Genomic DNA, 16,922 nt, shown 5'->3' on the forward strand with positions numbered 1-16,922 from the left:
CACTGTCACGCCCTACGCTTCCGGCTCTAACCATTGCTGCCAAGCCGATCGCGTCACCGAACGCTGTGGCATAAATGCCTGCTCGTCCACCACGCCATCATCGCCCTGCAGCGCTAGGTGATGTAGCGTGTCGCGCAGGGTGATGTAAGCTTGAGTGAGGGCTTCAGCGCTCTGTTCAGTTAATATCCCCTGCTGAGCTAACATTTCGATGATCCGCACATTATCCGACCAGCGCGTTAGATCGGGGGACTCCGCGGCAAACCTTAGTACCCAATACTGAGCGAGAAATTCAATATCGATAATTCCGCCTTGGTCGGCTTTGATATCCCATTTCGGCAGATGTTTATTGCCCAAATGCTTAAGCATTTTTTCACGCATCTCCGCCACTTCAGTCCTAAGCTGGCCAACCTCTCTGGGACGACAGAGGATACTTTGTCTGATTTGCGCAAATTTCTGTTGTAATCCTTGATCGCCAAAAACCGTACGAGCCCGAACTAAGGCTTGGTGTTCCCATGTCCAGGCTTCCTGGCGTTGATAGTCGGCAAACGCGTCAAAGGTGGTGACCAGCATACCGGCAGCGCCGGACGGCCGTAATCGCGCATCAACGTCGTAGAGAATACCGGAGGCGGTTCGCGTGCTAAAAAGATGGATAATTCTTTGTGCCATCTTCAAATAGAATTGCCGTCCTTCAATACTTCGTTCGCCAGTGGTAACTGTCTCTGCTGGACAATCGTGTAAAAAGACCAAGTCTAAATCAGAGCGATAGCCTAACTCCCAGCCGCCTAGCTTACCGTAGCCGACAACGGCAAAACCTGGCCCTTGATCAGCGGTAAGATGATTGGGGCGTCCATAGCGCTGAACCATTAATTGCCAAGCCTGCCAGACCACAACGTCCAATAATGCTTCGGCCAGCCAAGTTAAGTGGTCACTCACCTTCATTACCGGTAAAGTGCCGGCGATATCTGCCGCGGCAATACGTAATTGTTGAGTAAGTTTAAATTGCCGCAAGGCTTCGACCTGCTGCTCTTCATCCTCTTGCGGGATCCGTAAGAGGTATTCACGCAGCTCCTCTCGATAACTATTATTAGGTGCCGGTTGATAGAGCGTTTGCGGATCTAACAACTCATCGAGCAGTAAGGGGTGGCGGGCAAGCTCAGTCGCGACCATCGGCGATGCCGCGCACAACCTGACAAGATGTTTTAGGGCACCGGGATATTGAATAAATAACTCAAGGTAGGTGCTGCGACTGGCAACGCTGAGCAGCACTTCGGTTAATCGCGAGAAGGTCGCGGCGGCATCCGCACGAGGAGTAACCTCGGCGAGAATTACCGGCATTAACTGGTCAAGCGCTTGACGCCCTCTCGGCCCCACCGTCTTGCGACCGATATCGTGTTGGAAATGTTGGAGCGAAGACAATAATTGCTGTTGCTGCTCAGCCGTTAGCTGGGGCGTCACCTCTTGCAGTTCTTCAAGCTCCGGCGCATCTAACCACCAATGGTGGGAGTAATGTTCTGGAGGACGTTCACTACAAGTCTCTTCTTCACCGATAAGTTCCACGAAAATGGCGTGGATATCCTGCATCACTTGGTCGAGGGTTGAGACCAATAACGACCATTGTTCCATCCCCATCGCCCAAGCAAGACGCTGGCGATTGAGTTCGTCTTCAGGCAGTGTCTGTGTTTGTTGATCACCGATACTTTGCAGGAGGTTTTCGAGACGTCGCAAGAAAAGGTAGCCGGAATGCAGCACTTGGGCTTGCTGTTTGGGGAGTAACTCGAGATCTTCGATTGATTGCAACGCGGTTAAAAACGATCGCGTTTGTAAAGACCGCTCTCTTCCCCCTCGGATCAGCTGGAAGACTTGTACGATAAATTCACACTCACGGATGCCCCCAGCGCCGAGTTTGATATTATTTTTTAGCCCACGACGCCTCACCTCCCGATGAATCTTACCTTTCATCGTGCGCAGCGATTGAATTGCGCTGAAATCGATATAGCGACGGTAGATAAATGGGCGAAGCAGTCGCTGTAGCTCCTCACTGTAAGGAGGCTGTTCTGTCCCCATTAAGCGTGCCTTTACCATCGCATAGCGTTCCCACTCACGTCCTTGCTCTTGGTAATAGTCTTCGAGGGCGGCAAAACTTAGCACTAAAGGGCCGCTGTCGCCAAAGGGCCGCAAGCGCATATCGACGCGGTACACGAATCCATCAATCGTCGGTTGGTCGAGCAACTTAATTAGCCGCTGCCCCATACGCATAAAAAATTGGGCATTATCCAGTTGGCGCCGTCCGCCTACCGTGTGGCCGTTTTCAGGCCAAGCGAAGATGAGGTCGATATCCGATGAGAAATTGAGCTCGCCCCCCCCCAATTTTCCCATCCCTAAAATCAGTAAAGGTTGCGTTTCTCCCTGCGCGTTGGTCGGTGTCCCCATCTCCTGACAACATTGCTGCCAGCACCAATCCCGTGCGGAGGCAATCAGTAACTCGGCTAAATGGCTCAATTGCTGCAGAGTCTGGGTGGTAGTCGCTAGGTTGAGCGTCTGCATCCATGCGATACGTACCAACATTTCACGACGAAATAATCTTAATCGGCGCATGACCTGCGCCTCAGTCTCAGCCGGTACTGACTGCTGCACTAACCACTGCGGGTACTGTTTCCACTCATCGGCGCATGGAGGCTGGTCGACCAAACGCTGTTGCCACTCGGGATGTTGCTGCAGGTTATCTGCTACAAAATCGCTAAAGGCGAGTACAGCCAATAACGGATCGTCTGGGGTAATCTGTCCCTGTACACGATGTTCCGCTTGCTGAAGTAAGGCTAACGGGAGTGGTAACATAATTTTCTCTCTTAGTGATTAAGTGAGTCTTTCGCAGTATTACTCGTCAACCAAAATGGCGATAATGGCCGCGATGGAAGGGGTAAGCGGAGTACCTCTTGACCGCCAGCGATAAGATGTTGTCTGGCGAGTAGCCACGGCGCTAACCAATCATCGACTTGCGCTGATGGATAAGCACTGCTTAATAATCCTATCGCAATCGTTAATTTATCGAGCCTTAATAAGGTGGTACTCGCTTGATTGGGAATAAGTGTTTCTGCTGCAAGATCATGTAATTCTGCGGCACAACGGCTTAACATCACATCACAAAATCGTTTAAACGAGCTTTCTAACCGTTTGAGTTGTCGTGCATTAATGGATTGACGCCATTGCTGTTCAACAATCAGTTCGGTCAGTTTAAGCTGGGCGATGACCCAATCAGTGGAGAAGCAAAGCACTGAAGCTTCCGGTTTTTTCTGCTGTAACGCCTGATCCAACGTAAGTAATTGTTGACGGATCTCACTGCTAACTGAGCGGGGGATAAGCCCTCCGAAAAGCGAGAAGGTTTCACGAATCGCCAGTAGCGTTTGCAGGAGTAACGTTGGCATCTGTTTATCGCCGGCAATCCAGTGCGATTCCAGTAGCTGCCAGCGACCGACCAAGCCACTAAGCAAGGCTGTCAGACCCTGTTCGCAGCTTGCTTTAGGTTTAACGCTTAGCTGTGCCAGGGGTTCTGCAGTGGGTAAACCACTCCCCTGTGCTAATCCATAGCCTCGTGCGGCTTTACTTTGCCACCCTAGACGCACGCCACCGTTGTTCACCAATTCGTTGGCTAAGGCAAAAATATCGGCACGCTTGCCCTGTAGCAGCTCAAGCTCCAGTTCTAATAAAGGTGTACTCTGATCCCCCGCGCTGACGGATCCTTGGTCCAAGGCGACTTCGATCTCACTCTCGCCATAGGTGATGACCCACTTTTCTCGGGTAAAATCAGTACTAAAAAGGGGGGTGAGACGCTGCTGTAGTGCAGCAAGATCGGTGCCCGCTGGCCAGACATCTTCGGGTAATAGGTGAATATCGAGTTGGCTGTCGTTCAGCGCAACATTATATTCCGGTCGTTGATGTAACCCACCGATCTCTTGACCCGCAGTTTTTAACGTCATCTCAAAATGACCATCCTTCCCTCTGACGCGTAATCCCATGTCCCAACGACGCAATTGGTTATCTGCTGTCTCATAATAATGGTTAGCCAGTAGTGTCGGCGACGCGTGACGATGCGGATAGTGCGTCAGCTGCTGTGTGACAACATCAATTTGATTAGGGTCGAGAAGAAACTTTAGTTCGATTTCAATGGTCATAGTTATCCTGTTACTACTCTTTTGGTGCGAGATCTTTCACTGTTATTGCCCTGCAGGGTAATCCACTAAAGACGTGCTGTCTCTGATTTGTTAGGATCCTGCGGTGGGGAGAACAGGAAATTTCTCATTTATAACACAACTTGACGCCTACAGACTGTGGCGACACTTACTATTAGAACTGTCATCCAATGAAAAAAATAATTTTTGCAGGTTGCTTACTGCTTACACTCGGCCAATCGGTCACACTCGCTCACGCAGAAACTACCCGATATATCTCGGATGATCTTTCTACGTGGGTTCGCAGCGGTCCAGGGAATCAATACCGCTTAGTCGGGCAAGTGAATGCAGGGGAAGCAGTCACCCTCCTTAGCACCAACCCAGAGACCCATTATGCGCAGATCCGCGATCAACAAGGCCGCACAACCTGGATCCCTGAAGCACAACTGAGTGATAACCCCAGCTTTAAAGTCCGCGTTCCCCAATTAGAACAACAGGTTAAAACACTTAGCGATAAACTGGCGAATATCGATAATAGCTGGAATCAGCGCACGGCAGAAATGCAACAAAAAGTGGCCGGCAGCGACGGTGCTATCAACCAATTGAAAGATGAAAACCAGCGCTTAAAGAATGCATTAATTGTCGCACAGAAAAAAGTCGATGCCGCGAACGTACAGCTTGACGATAAGCAACGCGCAATTATCATGCAGTGGTTCTTATACGGTGGCGGTGTATTGGGAATCGGCTTAATCTTCGGTCTCTTTTTACCCCACATGATCCCTCGTCGTAAAAATAAAAATCGTTGGATGTAATTAGTGCAAAAATATCTTGTGGGCGGCGCGGTCAGAGACCGATTACTTGGGTTACCGGTGACTGACCGTGATTGGGTGGTGGTTGGCGCGACCCCCGATGCACTGTTAGCACAGGGCTATCAGCAAGCGGGTCGTGATTTTCCGGTATTTCTCCATCCGACCACTCACGAAGAATATGCCCTTGCCCGTACCGAGCGCAAAACCGGTAGCGGTTATACCGGTTTTGATACGCGTTTTACACCGGAAGTCACGCTTGAGGACGATCTGCAGCGCCGCGATCTGACCATCAATGCGATGGCGCAAGACGCCGACGGGACGATTATCGACCCTTGGCACGGCCAGCAAGATTTAGCACAACGTTTACTGAGACATGTCTCGGCAGCCTTTATCGAAGATCCGTTACGCGTTTTAAGAGTCGCTCGGTTTGCCGCGCGATTCGCCCCACTCGGGTTCTCTATTGCTGACGAGACCTTGACGCTTATGCAGCAGATCACTCAGAGCGGTGAGCTGGCCTATTTGACGTATGAGCGAGTCTGGAAAGAGACGGAAAAGGCGCTATCAAGCGACTCCCCCTCGACTTACTTCTCAGTATTACGCCAATGTGGGGCGCTAGCGGTACTCTTTCCTGAGCTCGATGCGCTATTTGGTGTCCCCGCGCCCGCCAAGTGGCATCCAGAAATCGATACAGGGGTGCATAGCCTGATGTCACTGGATATGGCGACGCAATTAACCGATGATCCTGCCCTGCGGTTTTCGGCTTTATTTCATGATGTCGGTAAAGGATTAACCCCTGCTGAATTATGGCCCTCACATCCCGGGCATGGTGCTGCAGGGGTTCCGCTTATCGAGGCCCTATGCCAACGGTTAAAGGTCCCCAACCATTACCGCGATATCGCCCGGCTGGTCACTGAATTCCACGATATTGTCCACAGCGTCGAGAAATATTCCGCAGAGCGTTTAGTGTCGCTATTCGACCAGCTCGATGCATGGCGTAAACCTGAACGTGTCGCGCAACTGGCGCTAGTCAGCGAAGCCGATGTCCGGGGCCGCCTCGGCTGGCAAGAGAGAGCCTACCCTCAGGCTGAGCAGTTACGACAACTTTTTGCTGTAGCCCAAGCAGTCAATGTCGGGCCAATTGTGGCCGCGGGATTCACGGGTAAAGCGGTGCGAGAGGAATTAACCCGACAACGTATTACGGCGGTAGAGGGTTTTAGGGCGAAGAGAGTAAAATGCTAATGCTTTAACTGCCTTGACTTCATTTAAGATAAAAAAGAGCGCTATCCATTTTCTAGAAAGCGCTCTTTCTTCCTTCTATATGTAAACTTTACTTGTTAGTAAAGTCTCCCACCTTTTACATAAACACATACCACACAAGTAATGCCACAAAGAATCGATAGAACGCAAAGGCAATAAAAGAGATACGCTTAATAACGGTCAAGAAAGCTTTTATCGCTAATAAAGCGACTAAGAAGGCGGCAATAAACCCGGTGGCAAACATCGGTAAATCGCTAACGGATAAAAATCCAATACTCTTCACCAAATCAAGGCCGGTCGCGCCAATCATCATAGGAACCGCGAGTAAAAAAGAGAACTCAGAGGCTGCAAAACGGCTAACGCCTACTAGCAATCCGCCACTGATCGTGGAGCCTGAACGAGAAAAACCCGGCCATAACGCTAAGCATTGAAAACAGCCAATAAGAAAGGCTTGTCGATAGGAAATATCATCAATACCTACTGCTTTCGGTTTCGCTGGCTTTAGCCATTCCGCAACGATTAATAAAATACCGCCAGCAATCAGCGAATAGAAGACATTCTGGGGAGTAAATAAGGCTTTGATTTTATCGTGAAGCACTAATCCTAAGACGACAGCAGGCACCATCCCACAAAGTATATGGATCAGCGATAACCGACCTGTTGCAGTCCCCTCATGCGGGAATTTTCCAAAGTGGATACCGATTAATCCAAACAGACGACGCCAGAACATGACGACAACCGCGAGAATCGATCCTAGCTGGATAACGATTTCAAAGGTTTCAGCCTTGTCGCCCTGAAATCCTAAGAGATGCCCTACGATAATTAAATGCCCAGTCGATGAAACCGGAAGAAATTCAGTTAACCCCTCGACGATACCAAGCAGCGTCGCCACACCCAATGGGTGAACGTCTATCATTACCAATTCCTCTTGTCATGACCAAAAATAAAAAATAAATTTTATGAGTAATTTTAATAAGTTGTAGCGATTAAAAAAATATGACCTTCGGTGTGAATAAAAGTTTCTCTCTGATTTATATTTAATTATTGAGAGAAAACACCCCGCGCAATTTTCACGCCTACGCTGCGCGCCTGGGCGACGGCTCCCGGTTTATTAACGGTAATTCGAACACCCGGTGTGGCGAACTCGCGCATCAAAAGCTCGGCAACTTCTTCAGCCACACGTTCGACTAATGCAAAACGCTGGTTTTCAAGATGAGCGAGAACGCGTTGGGCAACCTCTGCATAACTTAGGCAGTCGTTGACATCATCACTCTTCGCTGCGTGGCGATTATCCCAAGCAAGCTCAATGTCGAGAACCAGCTTCTGCGTAATCTGTTGTTCCCACTCGAACGCACCGATCGTGGTAAATACGGTTAACTGCTCAATAAAAACACTATCCATCTCTCAACTCTCTTTGTTTAATGATGCCTCGGTGATACCACTTACCGATAATTATGCGTATTATCTTAGCTATCGCTAACGACTGTACACCTGTTAGGTGGGATTATTATGACAGCTATCGCCGTAGGAATGATTATATTTGCCTACCTTTGTGGATCGATATCAAGCGCTATCGTGATCTGTAAAATCGCACGCTTACCTGATCCTCGTCTTAGCGGCTCTGGTAATCCTGGGGCGACTAACGTATTACGTATAGGGGGCCGCGTTGCCGCGCTTAGCGTGCTTCTGTTTGATATCATCAAAGGCATGCTCCCCGTCTGGCTAGCCTACCACTTACACCTTTCCTCAATGAATCTAGGCTTAGTTGCGATTGCGGCCTGTCTAGGCCATATCTATCCTGTCTTTTTTAACTTCCAAGGGGGAAAAGGTGTCGCGACAGCGTTAGGGGCCATCGCCCCTGTTGGCTTAGATCTTAGTCTTCTATTAATCGGCACGTGGCTATTAACCGTCTTCTTGAGCGGTTATGCTTCTCTGGCTGCAATCCTAAGTGCGTTAGTTGCGCCGTTTTATGTGTGGTGGTTTAAGCCGCAGTTCACCTTTCCGGTTGCCATGCTTTCCTGTCTTATCTTATTGCGTCACCACGAAAATATTCAGCGACTCTGGCGTGGCGATGAAAAGAAATTACTGAAGCGTCGCTGGTTTCGCCTGAACAAAAAATAACCCGGCAAGCCGGGTTGTCACAGTTAAATTGGCGTCAGCTCTGACAATGGCCATCTTGGACGTACGGTAATTCGAGTATCCGCCGTACAGCCTGCCTTTAACCGCACCATGCCTGCATAGGCGATCATTGCACCATTATCGGTACAAAAAGCGGGACGGGCATAAAAGACCTCTCCCCCACGTCCTGTCATCATCGTAGATAATTTTTCGCGCAGATTTTGGTTTGCGCTGACGCCCCCAGCAATGACCAAGTTTTTAAAGCCAGTCTGCTGCAGTGCGCGCTTACATTTAATTAGTAAGGTATCGACGACTGCATCTTCGAAAGCCCGGGCAATATCAGCATGCGTCTGCGCATCGCTAGGATTAGCCCGTATCGTGTTGGCGGCAAAGGTTTTAAGGCCAGAAAAACTGAAATCGAGGCCAGGGCGATCGGTCATTGGTCGTGGAAAGGTAAACCGCCCCACCGTACCGGTTGCCGCCATCTTGGCTAGGCGCGGGCCACCGGGGTAATCCAAGCCCAATAGTTTTGCCGTTTTATCAAAGGCTTCGCCCGCTGCGTCGTCGATAGATTCACCGAGTAATTGATACTCGCCGATCGCCGTAACGCTAATGAGCTGGGTGTGACCGCCCGACACTAAGAGTGCAACAAATGGAAATGAGGGGGGCGTTTCTTCAAGCATCGGTGCCAGTAAATGGCCTTCCATATGATGAACGGCTACCGCAGGAACATTCCAAGCGAACGCCAGTGAGCGCCCAACGGTTGCGCCTACCATTAAGGCTCCCACTAATCCCGGCCCCGCTGTATAAGCGACCGCATCGATATCGTTGTGGGTCAGCTGCGCCTCTTGTAACGCCGCATCGATCAGTGGCAGTAATTTGCGAACGTGGTCGCGGGAAGCCAGTTCGGGGACCACGCCGCCATAATCGGCATGCAACTCCACTTGGCTATAAAGTTGATTGGCGAGCAGTCCCGCTGTTTCATCATAGATGGCAACGCCGGTCTCATCGCAAGATGTTTCTATACCTAATACACGCATGATTTTCCCCTCACTCATTGGCCGCAGTGTAACACAGCCTACCTTTATGCGAAGAATGCAAAGCAGCGCAATTAAATAATTATCGACCTTGCCGGCGAGTTTAGGCTATAATTTGCGCCTTCCTAAAACCGGCATCCACTGCACAGGCATTGTTCCGTTGGTTTGAAATTGTTCATGGTGCTTTACTTTACAGGTCATGCTGAAGTAAAATGCTGCACCATTTTGAAATATGCTGGCGAGACAGCCAGTCGAAATCGAATTTATCGAGGTGAGAGTTACATGCCGGTAATTAAAGTACGTGAAAACGAGCCATTTGACGTAGCACTACGTCGCTTCAAGCGTTCCTGTGAAAAAGCAGGCGTTCTGGCTGAAGTTCGTCGTCGTGAGTTTTATGAAAAACCTACGACTGAGCGTAAGCGCGCTAAAGCGTCTGCAGTTAAGCGTCACGCCAAAAAACTGGCTCGCGAAAACGCACGCCGCACTCGTCTGTACTAAGTAGTATCGGAGAAGTTTTCTTCTCCATTGCGTAATTTACGCAGACCGAGTCAAGTATCAGGCCGTGCTTTCCGAAAGGAAGCGCGGCTTATTGTCGTTTGTAAGCATAAAAAACAGGTGTCATGGCTGGTAGAATACCAAGTAGTTTTATCAATGACTTGTTAGCGCGAACCGACATTGTCGACATCGTCGATGCGCGAGTACGCCTCAAGAAACAAGGTAAAAACTTTCACGCTTGCTGCCCCTTCCATAATGAAAAAACACCCTCTTTTACTGTCAACGGCGACAAGCAGTTTTACCATTGCTTCGGCTGTGGTGCACACGGAAATGCTATCGATTTCTTGATGAACTTTGACCGACTCGACTTTGTCGAAACGATCGAAGAATTAGCCACCTTACATGGCTTAGAGGTTCCTCACGAAACCGGGCAATCCGCGACGCCGATGGAGCGTCATAAACGGCAGAGCCTGTATCAATTACTGGATGGATTAAGCCAGTTTTATCAACAGGCACTCGCCCAATCGACCTCCTCATCGGCTGCAGAGTATCTCGAAAAACGAGGTCTCAGCGCGGCAGTCACCTCGCAATTTGCGATTGGTTATGCTCCCGCTGGATGGGACAATGCGCTTAAACGATTTGGTAAAAATAATGACGATCGGCAATCTTTAGTCGAAGCCGGTATGTTGGTCACCAAAGAGAATGGTCAGCATTATGACCGCTTTCGTGATCGCATTATGTTTCCAATCCGTGATAAACGTGGCCGAGTGATTGGCTTTGGTGGGCGCGTACTTAACGATGAAGTCCCTAAGTATTTAAACTCGCCCGAGACCTCGATTTTCCATAAAAGTCGCCAGCTTTATGGCCTGTATGAAGTAAGCCAGGCCCATAACGCTCTAGCCCATATTCTAGTCGTAGAAGGGTATATGGATGTTGTCGCCTTAGCGCAATATGGTGTTGACTACGCTGTTGCCTCGCTCGGGACCTCAACCACCAGTGAACACATTCAATTACTCTACCGAAATACGGAGAATATTGTCTGCTGCTACGATGGTGACCGAGCGGGACGTGAAGCAGCTTGGCGGGCACTCGAAACAGCCCTGCCCTATCTTAACGATGGGCGGCAATTGAAATTTATGTTTCTGCCGGATGGAGAAGACCCCGACACGCTGATTCGTAAAGAGGGTAAGGCGGCGTTTGAACAACGGATTAACCACGCGACCAGCCTGTCTGATTTCCTGTTTGATACCTTATTACCGCAGGTTGACCTCAGCAGTCGTGAAGGAAGAGCAAGGTTGAGCCATCTTGCTATACCGTTGATTAACCAAGTTCCCGGCGGAACATTACGGATTTACCTGCGGCAAGTGCTGGGACAAAAGCTCGGTATCTTGGACGATCAGCAATTAGAGAAGTTGCTGCCGCAACAGGGAGCGACTCAAGGCTCAACGCCAGCTCCCACGTTGAAGCGTACCACTATGCGAGTGCTGATTGCATTATTACTCCAGCGCCCGAGCTTAGTCAGTGCCGTACCGGTTTTGGATGCACTAAAAGACGTTAATTTACCAGGGTTACCACTGTTTGTTGAACTCGTGACCTTCTGTACGGCACACCCAGGGATCACTACTGGACAAATAGTGGAGCATTATCGTGATAACGAATTGCGCCCAACCCTTGAAACACTGGCAACTTGGCACCATATGATAGTGGATGAAGAAGTTGAGGCCGTATTTATCGACTCTCTTGCCAGTATTTACAATATTGCCCTTGAACAGCGTTTAGAATCGCTGATCGCTCGCGAACGTACCGCGGGATTGAGCAAAACAGAACGACAAGAGTTACAAGCGCTTGTCACCGCATTAGCGAAAAAATAGCCAGAATCTTGGCAAAGATTGTGTCATCACTCTGACATAATTGACAGAGCGGCACTATAATGACAGTTACAGAATTGCGAAAGTACTTATATCCTGCGGCTTAAGTGCCGATTATTGAGGGCTGATGCCCGTTGCTGCGCAAAGGCTGCAGCCCCTTAAACGCCTTTACAGTTTAATTGGTTCTGCCAATTACCTCTTTATACTAACAGAAGTGTGGATACCGTCTTATGGAGCAAAACCCGCAGTCACAGCTCAAGCTACTTGTCACCCGTGGTAAGGAGCAAGGCTATCTGACCTATGCTGAGGTCAATGACCATCTGCCGGAAGATATTGTCGACTCCGATCAGATTGAAGACATCATTCAGATGATCAACGACATGGGTATTCAGGTTGTGGAAGAAGCGCCTGATGCCGATGACTTGATGCTAAATGAAAACAGCACAGATACTGACGAAGATGCTGCAGAAGCGGCTGCTCAGGTGCTGTCCAGTGTTGAATCGGAAATTGGCCGTACCACTGACCCAGTACGCATGTACATGCGTGAGATGGGTACCGTTGAACTGTTAACCCGTGAAGGTGAAATCGATATCGCAAAGCGTATCGAAGATGGGATTAACCAAGTGCAATGTTCGGTTGCTGAATATCCAGAAGCGATTACTTACTTGCTGGAACAGTACGACCGAGTGGAAGCTGAAGAAGCAAGACTCTCCGATATTATTACAGGATTCGTTGATCCTAACGCTGAAGAAGACATCGCCCCTACTGCGACCCATGTCGGCTCTGAGCTGTCTGAAGAAGACCGCGATGATGACGAAGATGAAGACGAAAATGGCGACGACGATAACAGCGAAGACGATAACTCCATCGATCCAGAGCTGGCACGTGAGAAATTCACTGAACTCCGTACCCAATACGAGACAACTCGTGATGTGATCAAAGCTAAAGGACGTAGCCACAAAGACGCTGTTGCAGAAATCAATAATCTTTCTGAAGTCTTTAAGCAGTTCCGTTTAGTGCCAAAACAATTCGATTATCTCGTCAACAACATGCGTCAAATGATGGACCGCGTTCGCCTGCAAGAACGTACTATCATGAAGATCTGTGTTGAACTCAGCAAAATGCCGAAAAAGAACTTCATTACCCTGTTTACGGGTAACGAAACTAGCCCAACCTGGTTTGAAGCCGCACTGGCGATGAAAAAACCTTGGGGCGAAACACTGAAACTGAACGAAGAAGAGATCCAACGTTTTGTACAGAAGTTGGTTCAGATTGAAGCTGAGACAGGCCTGACTATCGAACAAGTGAAAGATATCAACCGTCGTATGTCAATCGGTGAAGCAAAAGCCCGCCGTGCGAAGAAAGAGATGGTCGAAGCAAACTTACGTCTTGTTATCTCTATTGCGAAAAAGTATACCAACCGTGGCTTACAATTCTTGGATCTGATTCAGGAAGGTAACATCGGCTTGATGAAGGCAGTGGACAAATTCGAATACCGTCGCGGCTATAAGTTCTCAACTTACGCAACTTGGTGGATTCGACAAGCGATTACGCGTTCGATCGCTGACCAAGCGCGTACCATTCGTATCCCGGTACATATGATTGAGACCATCAACAAGCTAAACCGTATTTCACGGCAAATGCTGCAAGAGATGGGGCGTGAACCTTCTCCAGAAGAGTTAGCTGAACGCATGCTAATGCCTGAAGATAAGATCCGTAAGGTGTTAAAAATTGCTAAAGAGCCAATCTCCATGGAAACACCGATTGGTGATGATGAAGATTCGCACTTAGGTGATTTCATTGAAGATACCACGCTTGAGCTGCCACTCGATTCGGCAACCTCAGAAAGCTTGCGCTCAGCCACTCACGATGTGTTGGCCGGTCTGACTGCCCGTGAAGCGAAAGTCCTGCGTATGCGTTTTGGTATTGATATGAACACTGACCATACGCTTGAAGAAGTCGGTAAACAGTTTGATGTCACGCGTGAGCGTATTCGTCAGATTGAAGCCAAAGCGTTACGTAAGCTGCGTCATCCAAGCCGCTCAGAAGTCCTGCGCAGCTTCTTAGATGAATAAGCTAACCTAGCGTAATAAAAAGCCCTTCCTAGTGAAGGGCTTTTTTTTCGCCTAGCCTAAGGCTGGCGTCATAACAGTCACTTCGATGGCGGTTGGTGTAAAAGCGGGAACCTGCCCGGCCCTGACCATGATTTGAGGGATATCGACCCGTTGCAGGCCCCACTGCATTAACACTGCTTCGTCTAGCTGGCGCTCATCAATGTCCAGCCGCACGAACTCACCCGTTAGCTGGCTCAAAACGGCTTGTAAAAGCACTGTTAGCCTACTGCTATCGTCGATATAGCAAGGTCCAAGCGAGAATCCTCGGCCGAAGCGGTGACATCCCATAAAGCCCACAATCTCTCCCTGCGAGTCACTCAACACAAAGATACGCTGCTTATGAAGCAAATAGTCGTAGAGCTGCGGCCTAGGCATGCCAGTTGCACGATAAGCCAACTGCTCGACCTGCGAGCGATCTTCAGACGTGGCTAACCTGACCTCAACGCCTTGGGGATAAACCGGTGGCGGGATCAACGCAAGTTGAGGGGTTTGAAACTGTGATAGGGTGCCGCGAGCCGTGAAGCCCAATTTCTCATACAGTATGGCTCCCTGTTGGGTAGCATGCAGTCGCAGTTGCTGGTCGGGAAAGTCAGCCATTAGGGTCTGCATTAATTGCTTTCCAATCCCCTTCCCTTGCCAAGCATTATCCACCACCACGACCCCCACCGAGGCATAATGTTCTCCCCAGCGCCAGGCCATAACTGTCCCGATGACTTGGCCATCATGTTCCATAGCATAGCCTTCGCCCAGTGTTAACAATAACTGCCAATCTACCAAGCGATGGGGCCATCCACATTGTTGCGTGAGACGGAACCCTTTTTCAGCATCAGTATAAGTTAACCTGCGTATTAGCATCGAAAGCGACCTCGATCGTTAATGAAGACAGCACTGCTTAAATTTTTTCCCACTGCCGCAAGGACAAGGCTCGTTACGACCCACTTTAGTCTCGACAATCTTCGGTTGTGGCGCATTTTGCTGTGCCTGAAATGACCAATACTGATACAGGTCGAGTACGGCTGCCGGAAGGGCTTCAATATGCTGTTCAAACTGCTCCGCCGTCAGGGCATTGACTTCCTCAGCCTGCGCTTCGGCGCCATGTAAGGCGATCAATTGGAATGCAGGCGCTAATTGCTCCGAGACAGGCGGCAGCTGCGCGAGACCGATACCACGCATATAGCCGTAGCACCAATCGCCGATAACCGTAAAGCTTTGGCCTTCCAGCTCTTGCTCACCAAAAAGTGGTTCGAATTGTTCAGGGAAATCCACTAGGCGCTCTTCGATATCCGCCATATGTTGGAACGTAAGATCCATAAAGCGATCGCGCTCACGCGTGGTTTTCCATTGTGGGATATGCTTTTCGCCGCCCCATAACGCAACCATCCAAAATTCAGGCTCAATCGCGACCGGAGCAGAAAGAATAGCGGTGAGGTAGCCATCCAGTTCGGAGACATCAATCACTGAATGTTCACTGGCATACTGCTCTAGCGTGTCATCAAGCCATTGCAATTCGTTTTCTGTGAGGGGGCCTTGTTTCATTTTCTCTTCTCCGCAAAAACAACAGGCGCAAGGAGCGCCTGAAAGTTCTATCATAACAGCGAAGCGATAAGCGCGCTAAACTTAGCTGACTTATTCCACGTGGCTGACGGGCAACACTTTAGCCTTAAAAGGGGCCAAACCGGCTTTAGGCAGCACGATATTTAACAGTATCGCGACCAGCCCGCCACTGGTCACTGCACCATGCAGCAAGCTTTGTAAGAAGACGGGTAAACCACGAATAATCTCTGGTTGCGTCTCAATACCCAGCCCTACCCCAAACGCAATTGCGATAATCAGCATACTGCGGTTGTCCAAGGCTTCACGGGTCATAATACGAATCCCGGCGGCAATCACGTTACCGAACATCACCAAGGTCGCCCCCCCCAGTACCGGTTTAGGCAGCTGTTGTAAGAAATGGCTAAACATGGGGAAGAAACTGAGCAGCAGTAAAAGCCCACCTATCCAATACCCAGCGTAGCGGCTGGCCACTTGGGTCATCTGAATCACCCCATTATTCTGCGCAAAGGTCGTATTAGGGAATGAGTTAAACGTTGCCGCAATTAAGCAACTGACGCCGTCGCCAATAATCCCGCCCTTGATACGTTGAGTAAACTCAGGCCCCTCAAGAGGCTGCTGGGCGATCATGCAATTAGCGGTTAAATCGCCGATAGCTTCAATAATTGCAATCAAGGCCACCAATGCGATGGGGATAAACATGCTCCAGCTAAAGGCAAATCCAAAACGAAAAGGAATAGGGAATGTGATCGCCGGGCCATTGAGTGCCAGTTGTGGGTGGAAACTTCCCTGCCAAGCCGCTATTGCGGTACCTAGCACGATGCCACTCACAATAGAGGAGAGACGTAACCAAGGCGATTTACAGCAATTAAGGGCGATAATCACCGCTAAGGTAATCCCCCCAAGGACTAAGTGTGAGGGCGCGCCGAAATCTGTTGCCGTTGCCCCGCCGCCCCAGTCGGTGATGCTCACTTTTACTAGGCTAATCCCTATTAATACAATAACAATACCGGTTACCAGCGGCGTCAGGATCTTAGCAAAAAGATGGATAAAACGGCTGACAATAATCGGGATCAAGGCGGCGACTAAGCTCGAGCCAAAGATCATCGCCAAGATATCTTCAGGTAAAGCCCCTTGCTGTTTCATCGCCAGCCCACCGGAAATGATGACACCTAAAAATGCAAAGCTGGTGCCTTGTAAACAGATCATGCCCGCCCCAACCTTCATAAAGTGGCCGGCTTGCACCATGGTGCCTAAGCCCGAAGCAAACAACGACATACTAATTAAATAAGGTAAGTAGCTATTGAGTCCTAGGGTGGAGCCGATAATTAAAGGAGGCGTAATGACCCCAACAATGCTCGCCAAAATATGTTGGATCGCGGTAAACAGACCCGCCGTAAAAGGCATTTTCTCGTTTAATCCGTAGAGAAGTTGATGTTGGCGAGTTGGCTGTTCCATGGTCTTGGCTCCAATAGTGGCAATGAAATTATTTTTGCAATTTCTAGGC

14 protein-coding genes are annotated in these 16,922 nt (G+C 49.5%); 6 read left to right on the forward strand and 8 right to left on the reverse strand.

From position 1 onward, the window contains the following. Positions 1-12: 12 nt before the first annotated feature. Both glnE and HGT71_RS09005 read right to left on the reverse strand, forming a co-directional pair. Positions 13-2,835 carry a bifunctional [glutamate--ammonia ligase]-adenylyl-L-tyrosine phosphorylase/[glutamate--ammonia-ligase] adenylyltransferase gene (gene glnE / locus HGT71_RS09000; RefSeq protein WP_214217475.1) on the reverse strand — a complete coding sequence of 941 codons (2,823 nt, stop codon included), beginning with the start codon at positions 2,833-2,835 and terminating at the stop codon, positions 13-15. A gap of 11 nt (positions 2,836-2,846) precedes the next feature. Continuing rightward, entirely contained in the window at positions 2,847-4,169 is a 1,323-nt protein-coding gene (locus HGT71_RS09005) for a CYTH domain-containing protein (protein ID WP_214217476.1), read from the reverse strand. Positions 4,170-4,357: 188 nt separating this feature from the next. Between HGT71_RS09005 and HGT71_RS09010 the strand changes: the two genes are divergently transcribed. Then, positions 4,358-4,978: a TIGR04211 family SH3 domain-containing protein gene (locus HGT71_RS09010; protein ID WP_099822445.1), complete on the forward strand. Its 621-nt coding sequence runs from the start codon at positions 4,358-4,360 to the stop codon at positions 4,976-4,978. Between the two features lie 3 nt (positions 4,979-4,981). After that, complete coding sequence (locus HGT71_RS09015; protein ID WP_214217477.1) at positions 4,982-6,214, forward strand: multifunctional CCA addition/repair protein; 1,233 nt, start codon at positions 4,982-4,984, stop codon at positions 6,212-6,214. Between the two features lie 115 nt (positions 6,215-6,329). Here HGT71_RS09015 and bacA read toward each other — a convergent pair whose 3' ends face one another. Together bacA and folB are read right to left on the reverse strand one after the other, a co-directional pair. Then, positions 6,330-7,148 (reverse strand): undecaprenyl-diphosphate phosphatase, encoded by an 819-nt coding sequence (gene bacA / locus HGT71_RS09020; RefSeq protein ID WP_214217478.1) that lies wholly within the window; start codon positions 7,146-7,148, stop codon positions 6,330-6,332. Between the two features lie 125 nt (positions 7,149-7,273). After that, positions 7,274-7,633: a bifunctional dihydroneopterin aldolase/7,8-dihydroneopterin epimerase gene (gene folB / locus HGT71_RS09025; RefSeq protein WP_214217479.1), complete on the reverse strand. Its 360-nt coding sequence runs from the start codon at positions 7,631-7,633 to the stop codon at positions 7,274-7,276. Positions 7,634-7,741: 108 nt separating this feature from the next. On the opposite strand from folB, the gene plsY reads away from it, so the two are divergent. After that, positions 7,742-8,353, forward strand: coding sequence for a glycerol-3-phosphate 1-O-acyltransferase PlsY (gene plsY / locus HGT71_RS09030; protein WP_214217480.1), 612 nt, complete (start codon positions 7,742-7,744; stop codon positions 8,351-8,353). A gap of 23 nt (positions 8,354-8,376) precedes the next feature. Here plsY and tsaD read toward each other — a convergent pair whose 3' ends face one another. Then, positions 8,377-9,390 carry a tRNA (adenosine(37)-N6)-threonylcarbamoyltransferase complex transferase subunit TsaD gene (gene tsaD / locus HGT71_RS09035; protein WP_214217481.1) on the reverse strand — a complete coding sequence of 338 codons (1,014 nt, stop codon included), beginning with the start codon at positions 9,388-9,390 and terminating at the stop codon, positions 8,377-8,379. Positions 9,391-9,669: 279 nt separating this feature from the next. Between tsaD and rpsU the strand changes: the two genes are divergently transcribed. From rpsU to rpoD, 3 genes are all read left to right on the forward strand, one after another. After that, a complete protein-coding gene (rpsU, locus tag HGT71_RS09040; protein WP_001144069.1) occupies positions 9,670-9,885 on the forward strand; it encodes a 30S ribosomal protein S21 in 216 nt (71 codons plus the stop codon). A gap of 122 nt (positions 9,886-10,007) precedes the next feature. After that, positions 10,008-11,753, forward strand: coding sequence for a DNA primase (dnaG, locus tag HGT71_RS09045; RefSeq protein ID WP_214217482.1), 1,746 nt, complete (start codon positions 10,008-10,010; stop codon positions 11,751-11,753). Positions 11,754-11,980: 227 nt separating this feature from the next. After that, on the forward strand, positions 11,981-13,825 hold the full coding sequence (gene rpoD, locus HGT71_RS09050) for an RNA polymerase sigma factor RpoD (protein ID WP_214217483.1): 1,845 nt from the start codon (positions 11,981-11,983) through the stop codon (positions 13,823-13,825). A 51-nt stretch (positions 13,826-13,876) separates the two neighbouring features. Here rpoD and HGT71_RS09055 read toward each other — a convergent pair whose 3' ends face one another. The 3 genes from HGT71_RS09055 to HGT71_RS09065 all read right to left on the reverse strand — a co-directional run bounded on the left by HGT71_RS09055 (position 13,877) and on the right by HGT71_RS09065 (position 16,873). Next, positions 13,877-14,719 carry a GNAT family N-acetyltransferase gene (locus HGT71_RS09055; protein ID WP_214217484.1) on the reverse strand — a complete coding sequence of 281 codons (843 nt, stop codon included), beginning with the start codon at positions 14,717-14,719 and terminating at the stop codon, positions 13,877-13,879. 18 nt (positions 14,720-14,737) lie between these two features. Then, positions 14,738-15,400, reverse strand: coding sequence for a YecA/YgfB family protein (locus tag HGT71_RS09060; protein WP_214217485.1), 663 nt, complete (start codon positions 15,398-15,400; stop codon positions 14,738-14,740). Positions 15,401-15,490: 90 nt separating this feature from the next. After that, complete coding sequence (locus HGT71_RS09065; protein ID WP_214217486.1) at positions 15,491-16,873, reverse strand: uracil-xanthine permease family protein; 1,383 nt, start codon at positions 16,871-16,873, stop codon at positions 15,491-15,493. Between the last annotated feature and the right edge of the window lie 49 nt (positions 16,874-16,922).

Origin of the sequence: Rosenbergiella epipactidis, from assembly GCF_018494055.1 — a bacterium.
GTDB classification, from domain to species: domain Bacteria; phylum Pseudomonadota; class Gammaproteobacteria; order Enterobacterales; family Enterobacteriaceae; genus Rosenbergiella; species Rosenbergiella epipactidis.